We start from the raw sequence: 14,372 nt of genomic DNA on the forward strand, positions 1-14,372 counted from the left end.
TAGTTATTCATATCTTTTTGAAATTTCAGGAAGTTATCAAGCTTTATATACGTTCCCGAAGGGTTACTCATATGTTGTTTATATGAGTGACTCAATGACCAGATCATTATACGGATTGGTATTATGCGCTTCAAAAAAATCACCAGCCGCAATTAACGCTTCTATTTAGCACTCTTGGAATTTTTGAACTTATGATTCATACCCCCCTTCAAGCCCTTTTTGCTTTGCTACTGGTTAACTTCATATGGGGGGTAGGCTTTGTGGTGATAGACGATGCAATCAATGTCATGCCGGTGAATACCTTTAACGCTTTTCGCTTTGCTATCGCCACATTAGTGTTATTGCCGATGTATTTTATCAGTCGCAAATCAACGAAAGACAAAGCAGAAAATAGTTCGTTGAGCCTGCTAAAAACCGGCTTTGGCTTAGGCATATTGTTATTTTTAGGGTTTTCGCTGCAAGCCGAAGGCATGCTCTATACCAGCGTTTCCAATGCTGGCTTCATTACCGGCATGTGTGTGCCTTTAGTGCCGGTTTTAGGTTTTTTAACAGAAAAGTCGGTAAAGAAGTTTGGATAAGTGCGGTCGTGGCAACTATTGGCCTGTACTTTTTAACGGTTGGCGATAAGTTAGAGATTAATAAAGGAGATATCTTAGTTGCCATAAGCGCGCTTTGTTATGCCGTCCACATCACGATGATGGGCAAGTATAGTCGACGTTTTTCGGCAATTCCATTGAGTATCGTTCAGCTAGGCGCTGTTGCCTGTTACAGCGCATTAGCTGCTTGCTTTGAAAGTTCTGCTCAGATGAATGCGCATTACGAGCCGCTCATCGTTCAATTAAGCCATTGGAATGTTATTGGTGCGATCCTCTATTCTGGCATATTTGCCAGCGCCTTTGCTTACTATGTTCAAACCGCGAGCCAAAGATTGCTCGAGCCTGATAAAGTCGCGCTTACTTTTGCGCTAGAGCCTATCATTGCCCATGTTGCTGCATTTATCTTTTTGGCTGAGCACATCGGCGTAAAAGGTTGGTTGGGTTGCTGTTTGATTATTGCCGGAATGCTGTATTCTGAGTTGGGCACGAAACGCGTGACCAAAATGCGAGCGCTCGATCAGGTTGCTTCATCATAATATTTCTTCTTCAATAATGTTTGTTTTAATAATATCAACTAACGCCTGAGCCGTGGAAGACAGTGGAATTCGCCTTTTTTTGACAATGCCCACTCGACGGCTTACCAGCGGCGATTCAAGCGGACGCCACACTACCCCTTGTGATTGTAATTGCGGCTTGCATAATGATGGCATGATACTAATGCCTAGCTGCTCCGCAATCATTTTTCCGATCGTCGCTAATTGATTGGTTTCAAATTCTATATTTAAACGAATATCACTTGCGGTTAAGGCTTTTTCAATCAGCTCGCGAATGCTGGATGGCTTTTGTAAGGCGATCAGTGGGTATTGTGCAATCGCCTGCCAAGACACACTTTTATGTGTTAATAGTGGGTGCTTTTGCGGCAGTGCGACGATAAAGTTGTCGCTAAACAAAGGAAAGAAGGTAAGATCGTCACAATCTCCCGGGTCAAAAGTGATAGCAAGCTCTACCCGCCCAGCTCGTACCATAGCAACCGTATCTTCGGCGATTACATCATGAACTTTGATATTGATGTTCGGATGTTTATCGCGAAACAGCCGGATATAGCCTGGCAATAAACTACTGCCAAATGACGGCATTGCGGCAACCGCTAACTTCCCACGCTTTAACGAGAATAAATCGTTCAAGTCATTGAAAGCAGTGTCCCAGTCGTTGAGTAACCGTTTTGCCGTCGGGTAAAATTCTTTCCCTTCTGGTGTTAGCACAGAGGTTTTAGTAGAACGGATCAATAACTTGCCACCAATACTCTGCTCTAAATTTTTTATCGCTATACTTAAGGCGGGTTGCGATAGGTGCAATAACACACACGCTTCAGCGAAATTTCCTGAAGCAACAACAGTAACAAAGGCTCGCAATTGTTTTATCGTGGCATTATTCATAACGAACCTGTTTTTAACTGAGTAAATATTTAAATTTTTTATTAATTGTTATAAAAAATCAATTTGATAAATATTTAATCATGATTGATTATTACAATCAATATTTTTGCAGAATAACCCTGATAAGGATTAACGATATGTCTGGTTTTGACAAAGTAGTGACAAGCTACGAAGAAGCAATGGCGGGTCTTGAAGATAACATGACCGTGATTGCCGGTGGTTTTGGTTTATGTGGCATTCCTGAAGGGTTAATTGCCCAAATACAAAAAATGGGTACCAAAGGCCTTACGGTTGCCTCGAATAACTGTGGTGTTGATGACTTTGGCTTAGGGTTGTTATTGCCAAATCGTCAAATCAAAAAAATTATCGCTTCCTACGTTGGTGAAAACGCAGAATTTGAACGTCAAATGATGGCGGGAGAATTAGAAGTTGAGTTGACACCACAGGGTACACTCGCTGAAAAAATGCGGGCTGGTGGCGCTGGTATCCCTGCATTTTTCACTGCAACTGGTGTAGGTACGCCTGTCGCGGAAGGCAAAGAAGAGCGTAACATCAATGGCAGAGATTATATTCTGGAAGAGTCTCTTACCGGTGATTTTGCCATCGTAAAGGCATGGAAAGCAGACCGTTACGGTAATTTAGTTTTCCGCCATACCGCGCGTAACTTCAACCCTATGGCGGCAACTGCCGGTAAGATCACAGTGGTAGAAGTGGAAGAGATTGTTGAACCGGGTGAGTTAGATCCTAATGAAATCCATACCCCAGGTATTTATGTGAACCGTTTAATCAAAGGCAACTTTGAAAAACGCATCGAACAACGCACCGTGCGTTCAGCTTAAGGAGAAGAACATGGCTTTAACTCGTGAACAATTGGCGCAACGTGTAGCGCAAGAATTACAAGACGGTTTCTACGTGAACCTTGGTATTGGCATTCCCACCTTAGTGGCAAACTTTGTACCGGAAGGTATGGAAGTAATGCTGCAATCTGAAAATGGTTTATTAGGCATGGGCCAATTTCCAACCGAAGATGAAATTGATGCCGATTTGATCAATGCCGGTAAACAAACGGTAACCATGGCTACCGGTGCATCACTATTTGATAGCGCTGAATCCTTTGCCATGATCCGTGGTGGCCATGTTGATTTAACCGTGCTTGGTGCCTTTGAAGTCGATGTTAACGGTAATATTGCGTCTTATATGATCCCTGGAAAATTGATTAAAGGGATGGGCGGCGCGATGGATTTAGTGGCTGGTGCGGAAAACATCATAGTGACGATGACGCATGCCTCGAAACATGGCGTGTCAAAACTGCTAAGCAACTGTACCTTGCCATTAACGGGCAGAGGCTGTATCAAAAAAGTGTTGACTGACCTTGCTTACATTGAAATTAAAGACGGCATGTTTCACTTACTCGAAAGAGCCCCGGGGGTAACTGTTGAACAAATTATTGAATTGACCGCCGGAGAACTGGTGGTTCCTGAAAACGTTCCGGAGATGAATGTTTAGTAAGGTCATTAAGTGATGTTGTAAAAACTTCCTTTGCTTGTATAAGCAGTTTCAAATTTGAGAGAATGATATGTCTAAAAGAGAAGTGGTTTTTTTAAGTGGTGTGCGTACTGCTATTGCGGATTTTGGTGGTTCTTTAAAAGGCGTTGCGCCTACAGAACTGGCCGGCCAAATGGTAAGCGAAGCGGTAAAACGAGCGGGTGTTAATTCTGCAGATGTTGGCCATTGTGTCATTGGTAATGTGACCCATTCAGACCGACGTGACATGTACATGAGCCGAGTTGCCGCGCTTAAAGGTGGCTTACCAGAATCAACCCCGGCACTAACGGTAAACCGGTTATGTGGCTCAGGTTTACAAGCGGTGATCTCGGCCGCGCAACTGTTATTATTAGACGATTGTGATGTCGCGGTTGCCGGTGGCGCAGAATCTATGTCACGAGTGCCGTATTGGTCTCCGTCTACCCGTTTTGGCAGCAAAATGGGGGATAGCCAATTAGTCGATCCGATGGTTGGCGCCTTAACTTGTCCAATTAATGATATTCACATGGGGATCACGGCTGAAAATGTGGCCGAGCAATGGCAAGTTAGCCGGGAAGATCAAGATGAAGCTGCGGCCGAGTCGCATCGTAGGGCACAACAAGCGATTGAAGAAAATCGTTTCGATAGTCAAATTGTGCCCGTTGAACTGAAATCTCGCAAAGGGGTAATTTCATACACAACCGATGAACATGTTCGCTTTGATTGTACGGTAGCTGACATGGCCAAACTACGTCCGGTATTTAAGAAAGACGGCACGGTAACTGCTGGCAATGCGTCGGGTATCAACGATGCCGCAGCGGCTTTGGTGATGGCTGATAGTGAATTTGCTGCGGCAAATGGCTTAAAACCGCTAGCTAAGCTTGTCGGTTACGCTTTTGCTGGCGTTGCGCCACAAGTGATGGGTATTGGTCCGGTTCCTGCGGTAAATAAACTACTGGCGAAAACCGGTATCAACAAAGATGATATTGACGTTTGGGAAATTAATGAAGCCTTTGCTGCACAAGCATTAGCGGTATGTCGGGAATTAGAGTTAGACATGGACAAAGTTAACCCTAACGGCTCAGGTATCTCATTAGGCCATCCCATTGGCGCAACCGGTGCATTGATCACTGTAAAAGCTATCCATGAACTCAATCGGGTTCAAGGAAAATATGCGGTTATTACTATGTGTATTGGCGGCGGACAAGGTATCGCGGCCCTAATTGAGCGGGTGTAGGTACGAGCACTATAGTTTAAAAAACTGGGTGCTCTGTCTGAGCTGATACGTAGTAAGGGATCTACACGATCCCTTTTTTGTTTTTTGTTTTCTGTAAATATCAATATGTTATAAAAACATAAACGCCATAAAAAGTTACAGGATAAAAGTATTTCTAGTCAAAACTCAATAGCTTAAGGTGTATTGTCTATTTTACTATCACCGTAGTTAAATGATCAATTAGGGGGAGGTATCAAACGACAGACAGGTACTCATCTCATCTTTTAAACCAAACTCAGCATCATGATATAGCCCGAGCAACAACTTATGGTGACTATCTGGCTCAACTGCCAGTAATTTATCAAGGCTTAACTGAGCTTTCATTAATTGTGCACTCGACTCTTTATTTAACCGTTTGTTATGCGGCTTTTAAAACCAAACCTTTCGATTGATTAAGAATAACTAGCTATCTCTGAACTATTTGTCCAAGTGGGCTCATTACCAATAAAGCCAATAAAAAAGACCAAAACGCCAATGAGTAAGATGAATATTTAATAGTTAAAAGAGTAAATTTATCACTAGAGTTTTCATAAATACTCAAACCCCAAATTAAAGTAATTATCGAAGCAGCAAAAGTGAATATTGTCATACCAACACTTAAAGTTGTGTACCCATCATTACTATAACCATAGAATTTGTACCATTGCCACGATGCATGAATAATCCTTTCCCCAATACCGTAACATTGGATTACTGCAATTGTAGCTATAAAGATGGCAAGAAAACGATGCATACTTTCCTTAGGCATAAAAGGGGCAAATAATGGCCAATACCAGTTGGTTAAAATATGCGACGCAGGTGCAAAAACCAACTGTTATTTGTCCTGATGAATTGCCCTGTTATGGCGTATTCCACTTATTTAGGTTTTTCTTCGTGAACAAGCATGTTCATGAATTTTGCAAACCGCCTTTCTCTGGTTTCGGGTTTCTTCGCACTTGTCAATCCGTACGCTATAGCATAACGACTCGATTTATTGAGTGTTTCAAAAAACTGTTTCACATTCGGCTTGCTTTCCAATGCCGCTAGGAAATCTGCGGGCACTTCTATTTCACTGATCACATAGGCGTTTTCCCAACGACCGTCCGCTTTCGCAGCACGAACATGCACGAGCCCTGACTCCATCATCCGCCCCTCACTTTTCAAACGTTCCACATGCTCCGTGTTCCTTTTAGACCAGTTGCTTCGCGCTTTTCTGGGAGTAATGCGCTGAAGGTAGGCTTGGGCATCGATTGACTTCTTAACACCGTCAATCCAGCCCCAGCATAGAGCCTCGATCACGATATCATTCCAAGTCACGCTCAAAATCCCAGTATTTTTCTTGTATACCTTCACCCATAGCTCTCTTTCAGTGGCGTGATTCACCTTGAGCCACTGAAAGAGATCTTTCGGTGTTGCAAATGTCATGATTCTCAATGGATCGGATTCAGGCATTAAATTAGATTCTCTTCGGCATAACACTAATCTAACACGCAAAGGATACTGGCACACATTTTTGCGCCGTTTGCAGAAATTGTGACAGTATTATTTGTCATGTTGAGCGCCTTGTTTTTTTAATTTACCTAAAAAGTAAAAATATGATTTTAATATAATAATGGTACTAGTTGAAGTAACTAAAAATTGACCGCCAAGTAGCAAAACAAGCTTTAACCCAAAATCTAATTCTTCGCTAAACGGAAGCATAAATATAATTCCAGGAAATAACAAAAACTTATAACCTGGAAAGAACCATCCTTATTCATCATATAGATATCAAAAAAATCCTCCTTGTTCTCTGAGGTAAAAATGAGTTTAGAGCCATCAGCAAACCAAGATGGGTTCCAATCTGCAACATCATTAACAGTCAATCGTTTCTGATTGGAGCCATCGATATCCATAGTGTAAATTTCTCGATTTCCATCTCTATCTGACATAAATACGATTTGCGTACCATCAGGTGAAATCTCAGGATACCAATCGTCAGCATTATTTTGCGTAAGCCTAATGACGTTACTACCATCGCTATCTGCAATAGAAATTTCACTAGTGTCGGTTTTGGCATCAGGTGACCATGTAGGCGAGCTATCCCATTTGTTTTTTGCACTCGTCAATCTCTGCATATTGGTACCATCAATGTTTATGGTGTGAATGGACCATGTTTTATTGCCGTCATATTTTCCATAAAAAGCAATGCTTTTTCCGTCAGGGGAAACGGCGGGGTAGCTATCACTTTCGGTATGACTTGTAATTTTCAGAGAATACTGGCTCTCGAAAAATTTAAATTTAAATTTAAATTTTATGTTTAGTGGAATTGCAACTAGCGCCCGGTTAAGGGGCTGATAATGTTTGGCTAAAATTGTGAAGTGAAACCGAGCCAAACTTTAGTAGTCACGCTTGAACAGCTTATTAGGTGATTGACTCATATTACTTCCTTTTAAATTGGTTTGGGCGTACCAAAAACCAACTTTTTAGAACTAGGCCGCCAAAGCCAGTGTACAATACAATGAATACCCATTCGGGCGCACTGTAGTAAAGTATATTCTGAATCCAGTATTGGATAAATGAACCCGAATAAGACTCAGAGCCAACCTCTTCCCGGAGCGACATTTCCCAAATGGTTAAAGGGCAAATAACACTAAACCAAGACTGCACGACCACAATTCCGGTACCCACCAAATGTAATATCCGAAAAGCGGGGTTTCTAACCCAATGCCACTTTAGATAATATCCCAAGTAAATAGCCACAAGGCCAAAAAACACGAAGAACACGAATAATACATGCGTGACTAGAATGATATCTGCCAAGAATATTAGCAGTGATTCTCTGGACAAACCTTACACCTAACGCCCAACTAAGAGGCTGATAATTGTTGGTTAAAATGTGAAACAAAGTGGAACTGAACCAACTGTTAGCAGTCCCGCTTGAAATTCTTGTTATGCAGATTTTTCTTCGAGCATCAGTATGTTTCCACAACCGTCCTCGAACATATTCATTAATCCCCACTCAGGATTATTTAATTCAGGACGTAACTTTACGCCTTGTGCCTTTAACCTTTCTAATTCTGTTTCTACGTTTTGAGTAGAAAAGATCATTATCGGCAGGTTAGCCTTATAAGCTGAAGTTTGATAGCTCTCGGCAAAAGTTCCTTTACAAGGCTCTAACAAAATGGATACGCCTTGAGGATCTTCTGAGGAAGCAACTATTGCTAAATTTAGCTCAGGATTGAATTCTTTTGTAATAAACCCTAACTTTGAAGTGTAAAGTTCGTGAGCTTCAATTGGATTTTGTACAGGAATACTTACTAACGATAATATCAAAATATGTTCCTCACTGTAGATTCTACCAACGCCCATTTAAGGGGCTGATAATAGTTTGCTAAAATTGTGAAGCGAAACCGAGCAAACTGTTAGCAGTCCCGTTTTAAATTGTTGTTATGTTTCCCTACAGCTCAGAATGCGCTTTTCCACTGTTCAGTATCTATAAACCAGCGCTCCTCATAGATTTTTTCACTCTCAAACTTGAACAAAACTGATAACTGAGAAGCGGTAATCTTATCGGATTTCCATTCAACGATAGAGACGACTTCATTTTCCCCTTCTATATGCCTAAGTTCCGTGATTTCAAAACCTGGAGGAAGGATGGAACCAAGACCATCTAACGCAGAACGAAACTCTTGCCGCCCCTCCAGAATGTCGACTTGCCCAGGCATGATGAATGTCATACCTTCCATGTAATCTTTAACTAAGGCATCAAAATCTCCAGTGCCAACTGCCACCCAACCACGTTGTACTATGTCAGCTAATTTCATTGTATATTCTCCTAAATTAATTGATACGAATTAACTATAGAAGGTATCCGCTAATTGTGGGGGAACACGGAAAAATAGACCCAACTAAGGGGCTGATAATTGTTGGCAAAATGTGCAGCGGAACCGAGCAAACTGTTACAAATCCGACTTTATTGCCTTGTTAGGCATTTTTTGCACCAAATAGATTAAGATAAAACGGGTTTTGTATTGTAATTTAAACACAACCACCGATGAAAAAATTGCGACCAAAATCGCACCAAATATATCTAAAGGGAAATGGACACCAACAAAAACTCTAGACAACCCACTAATAAAGCTAAGAAAACATAGAATACTACCGATAATTCTAGTTGATTTATTAAATAGCAACATTACAGATATAGAGAAGATAAAAGTCGTGTGATCCGAAGGAAATGAAGAATCGGGAGCATGTTCGACCAATTGCGTTCCAAAATTATCTACAAATGGGCGCGAGTGATAATAAAAAAGTGAAATAACATAGCTAGTTAACATACCAAGTAATACTGAAAGCCCAGAATTGAAGCTCGACTTTTTTCTCTCGATACAGCCACCAAACCATAAATAAATAATTATGAGTATAAAAATGTACGGCATAGCTTCAGCAAAACCAATTAGAGCAGCATCCAATAAACTACTTTTCCCTGCATATTGATTGATGAATATAAAAGTTGCTACATTAAATTCTTCCATGATACTTGCTCAAAACTCCTATGACTGCCTAACGCCCATTTAAGGAGCTGATAATAGCTTGCTAAAATGTGCAGCGAAACGGAACCGAGCAAGCTGTTAGCACTCCCGCCTTAATTGGCTTGTTAGGTTTGAGTGGCTCCACTAGTAATAGCAATAGGCGCTGAAACAGGGCTTTTCCATTTGAATGCAGTCCAGATAATTACCATGATAACCAAGACCTCAATACCGGCTAAAAATAAGAAGAATGGCTCGGTTTCTATACCACCAACAACAAATAAAAGCGTTAACATACCTGCTATTATATTTGCCCAGCGGTTAACTTGATGCTTTAGTATTCGGGAAAGAAAAATCATCATGATAGGTATTTCTATAAAGAAGGCAGATATGAGCAATAATTCTTGAGAAAGTTTTACTCTCCCTGAATATCCGTTCATTAGTTCATCTATAACTCCTGGAGTAATAAATGCGGAAATAAATGCAAGAATATCAGCATAAATCATATTAAACATAACGACCATCCATAGTATCGATAGTTTAACTGCCACATCCATTTTTCTTTTTGTTGTTTGTGTTGTATCAGTCATTGGCTCATTCCATTCGAATAATTATTGTAAATATAACAGAGTCATACTTGGCTGAGTGCATAAATGTGTAACAAAACCTAACGCCTTACTAAGGGGCGAATTATACTGGCACGTGGCTTTGCGTTTTTGCAAAAGCCGTGACAGTGTTATTTGTCCTATTGAGTAACTTAGACATTTTTTACACTTAATTGTGACCAAGACTGAAAAGTACCAACGGCATATAGCGTACCAATAATTAAACAAATCCCCGAACTGACAAGCCAAAACGTTAAACTATTTTCGGGAAATATTGGCATTATGGCCATAAATGCTACACCTCGAAGTAAATAGATAAGAGAAATAACAACCAACCCTAATCGAAGAAGCGGAAGCCGAAATATAACTTTTGAGCCAGAAAGCGCATAAAGAGACCACACTGACAGAATCAAAACAATAATTGATGTAACAACAGTTGGGTACCAATGTCCATCCTCGGCCATTCTTGCCATTTGTTCACCAGCACCAAAAAAACGATACCAGTCACCACCGAAAATGATACACCCCAAATGAGCTATAGCAGCAAGAGCACTACAAATCGAACCGAGGAATAAATATTTATTATTGCATGAGTGCACGATACTTTCCTGAATGCGTAACGCCTCAATAAGAGGCTTTTATCAGTTGGCTAAAATGTGAAGCGAAGCGGAACCCAGCCAACGGGGAAAAGTCCTGCTTGATTGACTTGTTGTAAGACTATATTGAGCCAAACCAAATAATTAACACTATTGTTACAGCCACTGATATTAAGCCAGTTACAATACACAAGGTTTCATTATCACGGCCTGGCTTTGGGTATTTACCAAATGTAGCTATTTTAAGCGAGACATAACCATAGCCATATAGGAAAAATTCAACAAATGCGTCGATTAAAATCCATTTTATAATTCGAAAAATTCCACGCCCGAAACCTTCAACTATTTCTTCCATTTACTACATTCTTCCTTAGTCTTATAGACATAATGACTCCCACGAGGTGCTAGCCTCCAATCGTGGGTTAGCTTAAAGCCAGTGCCATAATTAGTTTGTTACATAACTAAAGCGGAGGCTAGCATGAATAAACATAACATACTTTTCATTGGGTTAGATACCCACAAAGAATTCTCTCAAGTAGCAACTCTGGAAGACGGTCGTGGTCCGAAACCGCAAAGCTACGGCAAAGTTCCGAGCAATAAAAAGTCATTGATAAAACTGGCTTGGCAATTTCAGTCTAAGTACCCTAATGCCACATTACATTTTGTCTATGAAGCGGGCCCTTGTGGTTATTGGATTTATCGATTGCTCACCAGCCTTGGCCATTGCTGCTATGTAATCGCGCCTTCTTTAATTCCAAAGAAGCCTGGCGAACGAGTGAAAACGGATAAACGCGATGCGTTGAAACTGGCTAAGTTATTAAAAGATGAGGAGCTCACTCCTATTTATGTACCTGAGCCGGATGATGAAGCAATACGCGATTTATCCCGTGCCAGAGAGAGCGCGATGAGTGATTTAAAAGATGCAAAGCATCAACTCAAAGCCTTATTTTTGCGTAATCATATTCACTGTAAAGTGAACGATAATTGGAGTAATAAGCACCTACGCTGGTTAACTGAACTCGTTTTACCCCATCCTTGCCAGCAAATTGTACTCACGGAAATGATCATGACCATTTCAGAGTGGTTAAAACGCTTGAAACGTCTTGATAACGAGTTAAGGCATCACATTAGAAATTGGCGTTTCTATCCAGTGGTGAAAGCCATTCAAGCCATGCGTGGCATTAGAATACTATCGGCAACCGGGATCATTGTGGAATTGGGTGACTTACGCCGCTTTGATCATCCAAGAAAACTGATGTCTTATTTAGGACTTGTGCCTTCCGAGCATACCAGCAGCAACAAACGTCGATTGGGCGCAATCACTAAGTGCGGTAATACCAGAGCAAGACGACTATTGGTCGAGTGTGCACATTCGTATAAACACAAACCAAACATACCAACGGAATTAAAAAAACGGCAAGAAAGTTTAAGCAAAGAAATCGTTGATATCGCCTGAGAGGCTCAGCTTCGATTGTGCCGTCGTTACCAACGATTAATGCACAAAGGTAAACATCGGAGCGTTGTGGTTACCGCAATCGCTCGGGAACTCATTGCCTATATTTGGGCAATATCGAGAGAAATTGCAGTATCACCAGTGAAACCAGAACTGCGCATTTCGAGAGTACCAGCATGATGAAGAGTTTTGAGTTAATGCATTGGGTCAAGCATCGGCTGTGGCACAACCACCGACGGCGTTAGGAAGGCAATGATAAGCAATCATCATTGAACCTCGAACATAGATTGAAACCAAGTGCCACGACGGAACATGTAAGGTAGGCGCTGCTAATCAGCAGATTAGTAATCCACGAATACCAGCAGGATAACCGACGAAATTACTGGCTTCATCTAATGTGTTAACTCATTTATTATTATGAATAAAACTTATGGCTTGAAAATTAACAGCAAGGATCAGTGTATTTTTTCTTGACGTGGGGAGTCATATCAACGCCTTACTAAGAGGCTAATGATACTGGCACGTGGTTTTGCGCTTTTTGCAAAAGCCGTGACAGTGTTATTTGTCCTATTGAGTATCTTGTTAGCCGTTTACTAGCTATTTAAAAGAAACTTTCTAAGATCTCGTTCCTGACGCATTACATGTAAAATGTAAACGTGGTTTTCTTCAACTTTATAGAAAATTCGACAGGGGTTAACAATAATTTCTCTATAGTTGAAATTTTGTAATTCTAGGGGCGTTTTCCCTGATTCAGGATAAATTTCAAGCCTGTTTACTTTATCAAAAACCTTCTGAACCAAACTTTTGGCCGCTAGCAAATTACTTAGCGCAATGTATTCTGCAATTTCATTTAGATCGTTAAGAGCTGGGGCTGTCCACGTTACTTCAGCCATTTATTCATTTTCTCTTTAGCTTCTTCATTAGAATAAACATTGCCGTTATTAATAGCCTGCTCACCTCGAGCGACAGCTTCAAGTATTTCCATTCTTTGTTGCATGAACTCATAATCATCGACATCAACTAAGTATGCAGAGGGTTGTCCATGCTCTGTAATTAAAACAGGCTCTTTTGAAGAGTGAAGATCAGCTAATATTTTTGTAGCTTGTCGCTTGAGTGTTGTAACCAATTCAACTCTCATAATATTTCCTAGTTAGAAAAATGTATCACTATAGTAGCACATCTCCTATCGGTTACAACTTAAACGGCTAACGCCCATTTAAGGGGCTGATAATTGTTTGCTAAATTGTGTAGCGAAGCGAAACCGAGCCAACTGTTAGCAGTCCCGCTTTAAATGCTTGTTATATTTACATTACTCTAATGCTTGATTTAGATAAGTTTCAACATCTGCGCTTTCATTATTAGCTAATTTTATATTAAGAATAAAGATAGATAGCGAGAACCAACCAATAGAAAAACTAAAACTTGATACTAAAAATAATATTAAAGCAGGAATAGCGCACCAAATTAATATTGATAGTAATCGGGTAGAAATATTCAATGGCTTGTCTTTTCGATACAGTTTAACCGCATTATTTACGATCTCGATTTTTTTAGTATGCTTGAGTTCTTTTAACCTTTTATCATCATAAAGTTTAAAGTAAAACACTGAACCTCCTTGTAAATACCAACGCCCTACTAAGGGGCTGATAATAGCTTGCTAAAATGTGTAGCGAAGCGGAACCGAGCAAGCTGTTAGCAGTCCCACTTGAGTTCATTGTTATGAGTTTCTTCGGCTTACCACTTAGAAAAATCATGTAGCTCGAAACCTGGTATAACATTATTCCGAGATTTACTTAATTTAAAGCCACAATACGGGCAAAATTTTATTTGAATGGTAACCTGACGTATCGTTTGCCCAATCTCTTCAAGATAGTGATTATCTTCAAGATCTTGCTCAGTAGCTACACTATTTATATTAAGAACCCAGTATCTTCCACTTTTTTCGATCCACGCCTCTGCAAGAGCCATTGATTCGCACTTATGATTATCGCTCATACGCAGATGCCTCGTGACTCATAACGCCTCGTTAAGAGGCAATAAAATAGTTGGCTAAAATTAGCGACGAAGGAGCAAAAGCCAACTGTTTTTTGTCCTATTTAAACAACTTGATACTTATTGAGCCTTCTCCTTGAAGTCCAGCTTTAAACTAGACTTCAAGGCGACAAAACCAAAAGGAGAAGACTCAAATGAAATTCTATACCAATTCTCACAAATATTATTGTGGAATCGATCTTCATGCGTACATTTTATACGTTTGTATTTTAGATAGTGACGGAAAAAAGGTGTTACATCAACAGATTAAAGCAGATCGATTAGCACTTCATGAATTATTAAAACCTTATTTAGATGATCTCGTATTAGGCGTTGAATGTATGCATTGCTGGTATTGGGTCAGC

General features: G+C 40.4%; 21 protein-coding genes and 2 pseudogenes. 7 read left to right on the forward strand and 16 right to left on the reverse strand.

What is annotated here, in order from left to right:
* The first annotated feature begins 191 nt into the window (after positions 1-191).
* Together ND16A_RS21480 and ND16A_RS21485 are read left to right on the forward strand one after the other, a co-directional pair.
* Entirely contained in the window at positions 192-578 is a 387-nt protein-coding gene (locus ND16A_RS21480) for a DMT family transporter (protein WP_052072991.1), read from the forward strand.
* Positions 579-586: 8 nt separating this feature from the next.
* Positions 587-1,132 carry a DMT family transporter gene (locus tag ND16A_RS21485; protein ID WP_052072992.1) on the forward strand — a complete coding sequence of 182 codons (546 nt, stop codon included), beginning with the start codon at positions 587-589 and terminating at the stop codon, positions 1,130-1,132.
* Here the strand turns inward: ND16A_RS21485 and ND16A_RS11590 are convergent.
* A complete protein-coding gene (locus ND16A_RS11590; protein WP_033077131.1) occupies positions 1,127-2,032 on the reverse strand; it encodes a LysR family transcriptional regulator in 906 nt (301 codons plus the stop codon). The genes ND16A_RS21485 and ND16A_RS11590 overlap by 6 nt on opposite strands.
* Before the next feature lie 137 nt (positions 2,033-2,169).
* On the opposite strand from ND16A_RS11590, the gene ND16A_RS11585 reads away from it, so the two are divergent.
* The 3 genes from ND16A_RS11585 to ND16A_RS11575 all read left to right on the forward strand — a co-directional run bounded on the left by ND16A_RS11585 (position 2,170) and on the right by ND16A_RS11575 (position 4,793).
* Complete coding sequence (locus ND16A_RS11585) at positions 2,170-2,871, forward strand: CoA transferase subunit A (RefSeq protein ID WP_033077132.1); 702 nt, start codon at positions 2,170-2,172, stop codon at positions 2,869-2,871.
* A gap of 10 nt (positions 2,872-2,881) precedes the next feature.
* Positions 2,882-3,538, forward strand: coding sequence for a 3-oxoacid CoA-transferase subunit B (locus ND16A_RS11580; RefSeq protein WP_033077133.1), 657 nt, complete (start codon positions 2,882-2,884; stop codon positions 3,536-3,538).
* Positions 3,539-3,608: 70 nt separating this feature from the next.
* The gene (locus ND16A_RS11575; protein ID WP_033077134.1) at positions 3,609-4,793 is read left to right on the forward strand and encodes an acetyl-CoA C-acyltransferase family protein; all 1,185 of its coding nucleotides are present in this window, start codon (positions 3,609-3,611) and stop codon (positions 4,791-4,793) included.
* 219 nt (positions 4,794-5,012) lie between these two features.
* On the opposite strand, the gene ND16A_RS21260 is transcribed toward ND16A_RS11575, so the two are convergent.
* The 11 genes from ND16A_RS21260 to ND16A_RS11535 form a co-directional block, all read right to left on the reverse strand.
* Complete coding sequence (locus ND16A_RS21260) at positions 5,013-5,156, reverse strand: hypothetical protein (RefSeq protein ID WP_160173495.1); 144 nt, start codon at positions 5,154-5,156, stop codon at positions 5,013-5,015.
* Positions 5,157-5,238: 82 nt separating this feature from the next.
* Complete coding sequence (locus ND16A_RS21265) at positions 5,239-5,643, reverse strand: hypothetical protein (RefSeq protein ID WP_160173496.1); 405 nt, start codon at positions 5,641-5,643, stop codon at positions 5,239-5,241.
* A 44-nt stretch (positions 5,644-5,687) separates the two neighbouring features.
* The gene (locus ND16A_RS11565; protein WP_033077136.1) at positions 5,688-6,263 is read right to left on the reverse strand and encodes a YdeI/OmpD-associated family protein; all 576 of its coding nucleotides are present in this window, start codon (positions 6,261-6,263) and stop codon (positions 5,688-5,690) included.
* Positions 6,264-6,487: 224 nt separating this feature from the next.
* Positions 6,488-7,186, reverse strand: coding sequence for a DUF5050 domain-containing protein (locus tag ND16A_RS0119020; RefSeq protein ID WP_052072993.1), 699 nt, complete (start codon positions 7,184-7,186; stop codon positions 6,488-6,490).
* A gap of 46 nt (positions 7,187-7,232) precedes the next feature.
* A complete protein-coding gene (locus ND16A_RS0119025) occupies positions 7,233-7,640 on the reverse strand; it encodes a DUF2784 domain-containing protein (protein WP_033077137.1) in 408 nt (135 codons plus the stop codon).
* 102 nt (positions 7,641-7,742) lie between these two features.
* Complete coding sequence (locus tag ND16A_RS11560; RefSeq protein WP_033077161.1) at positions 7,743-8,126, reverse strand: VOC family protein; 384 nt, start codon at positions 8,124-8,126, stop codon at positions 7,743-7,745.
* A 131-nt stretch (positions 8,127-8,257) separates the two neighbouring features.
* Entirely contained in the window at positions 8,258-8,617 is a 360-nt protein-coding gene (locus ND16A_RS11555; protein ID WP_033077138.1) for a nuclear transport factor 2 family protein, read from the reverse strand.
* 135 nt (positions 8,618-8,752) lie between these two features.
* Positions 8,753-9,328, reverse strand: coding sequence for an undecaprenyl-diphosphatase (locus ND16A_RS11550; protein ID WP_033077139.1), 576 nt, complete (start codon positions 9,326-9,328; stop codon positions 8,753-8,755).
* Between the two features lie 122 nt (positions 9,329-9,450).
* The gene (locus ND16A_RS11545; RefSeq protein ID WP_033077140.1) at positions 9,451-9,912 is read right to left on the reverse strand and encodes a DUF6326 family protein; all 462 of its coding nucleotides are present in this window, start codon (positions 9,910-9,912) and stop codon (positions 9,451-9,453) included.
* Between the two features lie 167 nt (positions 9,913-10,079).
* Positions 10,080-10,526 (reverse strand): hypothetical protein, encoded by a 447-nt coding sequence (locus ND16A_RS11540; protein WP_033077141.1) that lies wholly within the window; start codon positions 10,524-10,526, stop codon positions 10,080-10,082.
* Positions 10,527-10,644: 118 nt separating this feature from the next.
* Positions 10,645-10,878 carry a hypothetical protein gene (locus ND16A_RS11535; RefSeq protein WP_033077142.1) on the reverse strand — a complete coding sequence of 78 codons (234 nt, stop codon included), beginning with the start codon at positions 10,876-10,878 and terminating at the stop codon, positions 10,645-10,647.
* Positions 10,879-11,001: 123 nt separating this feature from the next.
* Between ND16A_RS11535 and ND16A_RS19900 the strand changes: the two are divergent.
* Positions 11,002-12,156: pseudogene (locus ND16A_RS19900) on the forward strand (IS110 family transposase).
* A gap of 413 nt (positions 12,157-12,569) precedes the next feature.
* Here the strand turns inward: ND16A_RS19900 and ND16A_RS11525 are convergent.
* The 4 genes from ND16A_RS11525 to ND16A_RS11510 form a co-directional block, all read right to left on the reverse strand.
* On the reverse strand, positions 12,570-12,869 hold the full coding sequence (locus ND16A_RS11525; RefSeq protein ID WP_033077143.1) for a type II toxin-antitoxin system RelE/ParE family toxin: 300 nt from the start codon (positions 12,867-12,869) through the stop codon (positions 12,570-12,572).
* Positions 12,857-13,114 (reverse strand): type II toxin-antitoxin system Phd/YefM family antitoxin, encoded by a 258-nt coding sequence (locus ND16A_RS11520; protein WP_033077144.1) that lies wholly within the window; start codon positions 13,112-13,114, stop codon positions 12,857-12,859. The genes ND16A_RS11525 and ND16A_RS11520 overlap by 13 nt, the downstream gene beginning before the upstream one ends.
* 171 nt (positions 13,115-13,285) lie before the next feature.
* The gene (locus ND16A_RS11515) at positions 13,286-13,582 is read right to left on the reverse strand and encodes a hypothetical protein (RefSeq protein WP_033077145.1); all 297 of its coding nucleotides are present in this window, start codon (positions 13,580-13,582) and stop codon (positions 13,286-13,288) included.
* A gap of 128 nt (positions 13,583-13,710) precedes the next feature.
* Complete coding sequence (locus tag ND16A_RS11510) at positions 13,711-13,971, reverse strand: hypothetical protein (RefSeq protein WP_033077146.1); 261 nt, start codon at positions 13,969-13,971, stop codon at positions 13,711-13,713.
* Between the two features lie 191 nt (positions 13,972-14,162).
* Here ND16A_RS11510 and ND16A_RS21670 point away from each other — a divergent pair.
* Positions 14,163-14,372: pseudogene (locus ND16A_RS21670) on the forward strand (IS110 family transposase); the annotation flags it as partial.

This window comes from Thalassotalea sp. ND16A (assembly GCF_000764205.1).
Classification (GTDB): Bacteria; Pseudomonadota; Gammaproteobacteria; order Enterobacterales; family Alteromonadaceae; genus Thalassotalea_A.

What these genes read in the sequence shown, in the direction of transcription:
- ND16A_RS21480 (WP_052072991.1), top strand. Translation starts at nt 192, where the DNA reads ATGATTCATACCCCCCTTCAAGCCCTTTTTGCTTTGCTACTGGTTAAC.
- ND16A_RS11590 (WP_033077131.1), bottom strand. Translation starts at nt 2,032, where the DNA reads ATGAATAATGCCACGATAAAACAATTGCGAGCCTTTGTTACTGTTGTT.
- ND16A_RS11585 (WP_033077132.1), top strand. Translation starts at nt 2,170, where the DNA reads ATGTCTGGTTTTGACAAAGTAGTGACAAGCTACGAAGAAGCAATGGCG.
- ND16A_RS11580 (WP_033077133.1), top strand. Translation starts at nt 2,882, where the DNA reads ATGGCTTTAACTCGTGAACAATTGGCGCAACGTGTAGCGCAAGAATTA.
- ND16A_RS11575 (WP_033077134.1), top strand. Translation starts at nt 3,609, where the DNA reads ATGTCTAAAAGAGAAGTGGTTTTTTTAAGTGGTGTGCGTACTGCTATT.
- ND16A_RS21260 (WP_160173495.1), bottom strand. Translation starts at nt 5,156, where the DNA reads ATGAAAGCTCAGTTAAGCCTTGATAAATTACTGGCAGTTGAGCCAGAT.
- ND16A_RS11565 (WP_033077136.1), bottom strand. Translation starts at nt 6,263, where the DNA reads ATGCCTGAATCCGATCCATTGAGAATCATGACATTTGCAACACCGAAA.
- ND16A_RS11555 (WP_033077138.1), bottom strand. Translation starts at nt 8,617, where the DNA reads ATGAAATTAGCTGACATAGTACAACGTGGTTGGGTGGCAGTTGGCACT.
- ND16A_RS11550 (WP_033077139.1), bottom strand. Translation starts at nt 9,328, where the DNA reads ATGGAAGAATTTAATGTAGCAACTTTTATATTCATCAATCAATATGCA.
- ND16A_RS11545 (WP_033077140.1), bottom strand. Translation starts at nt 9,912, where the DNA reads ATGACTGATACAACACAAACAACAAAAAGAAAAATGGATGTGGCAGTT.
- ND16A_RS11535 (WP_033077142.1), bottom strand. Translation starts at nt 10,878, where the DNA reads ATGGAAGAAATAGTTGAAGGTTTCGGGCGTGGAATTTTTCGAATTATA.
- ND16A_RS11525 (WP_033077143.1), bottom strand. Translation starts at nt 12,869, where the DNA reads ATGGCTGAAGTAACGTGGACAGCCCCAGCTCTTAACGATCTAAATGAA.
- ND16A_RS11520 (WP_033077144.1), bottom strand. Translation starts at nt 13,114, where the DNA reads ATGAGAGTTGAATTGGTTACAACACTCAAGCGACAAGCTACAAAAATA.
- ND16A_RS11510 (WP_033077146.1), bottom strand. Translation starts at nt 13,971, where the DNA reads ATGAGCGATAATCATAAGTGCGAATCAATGGCTCTTGCAGAGGCGTGG.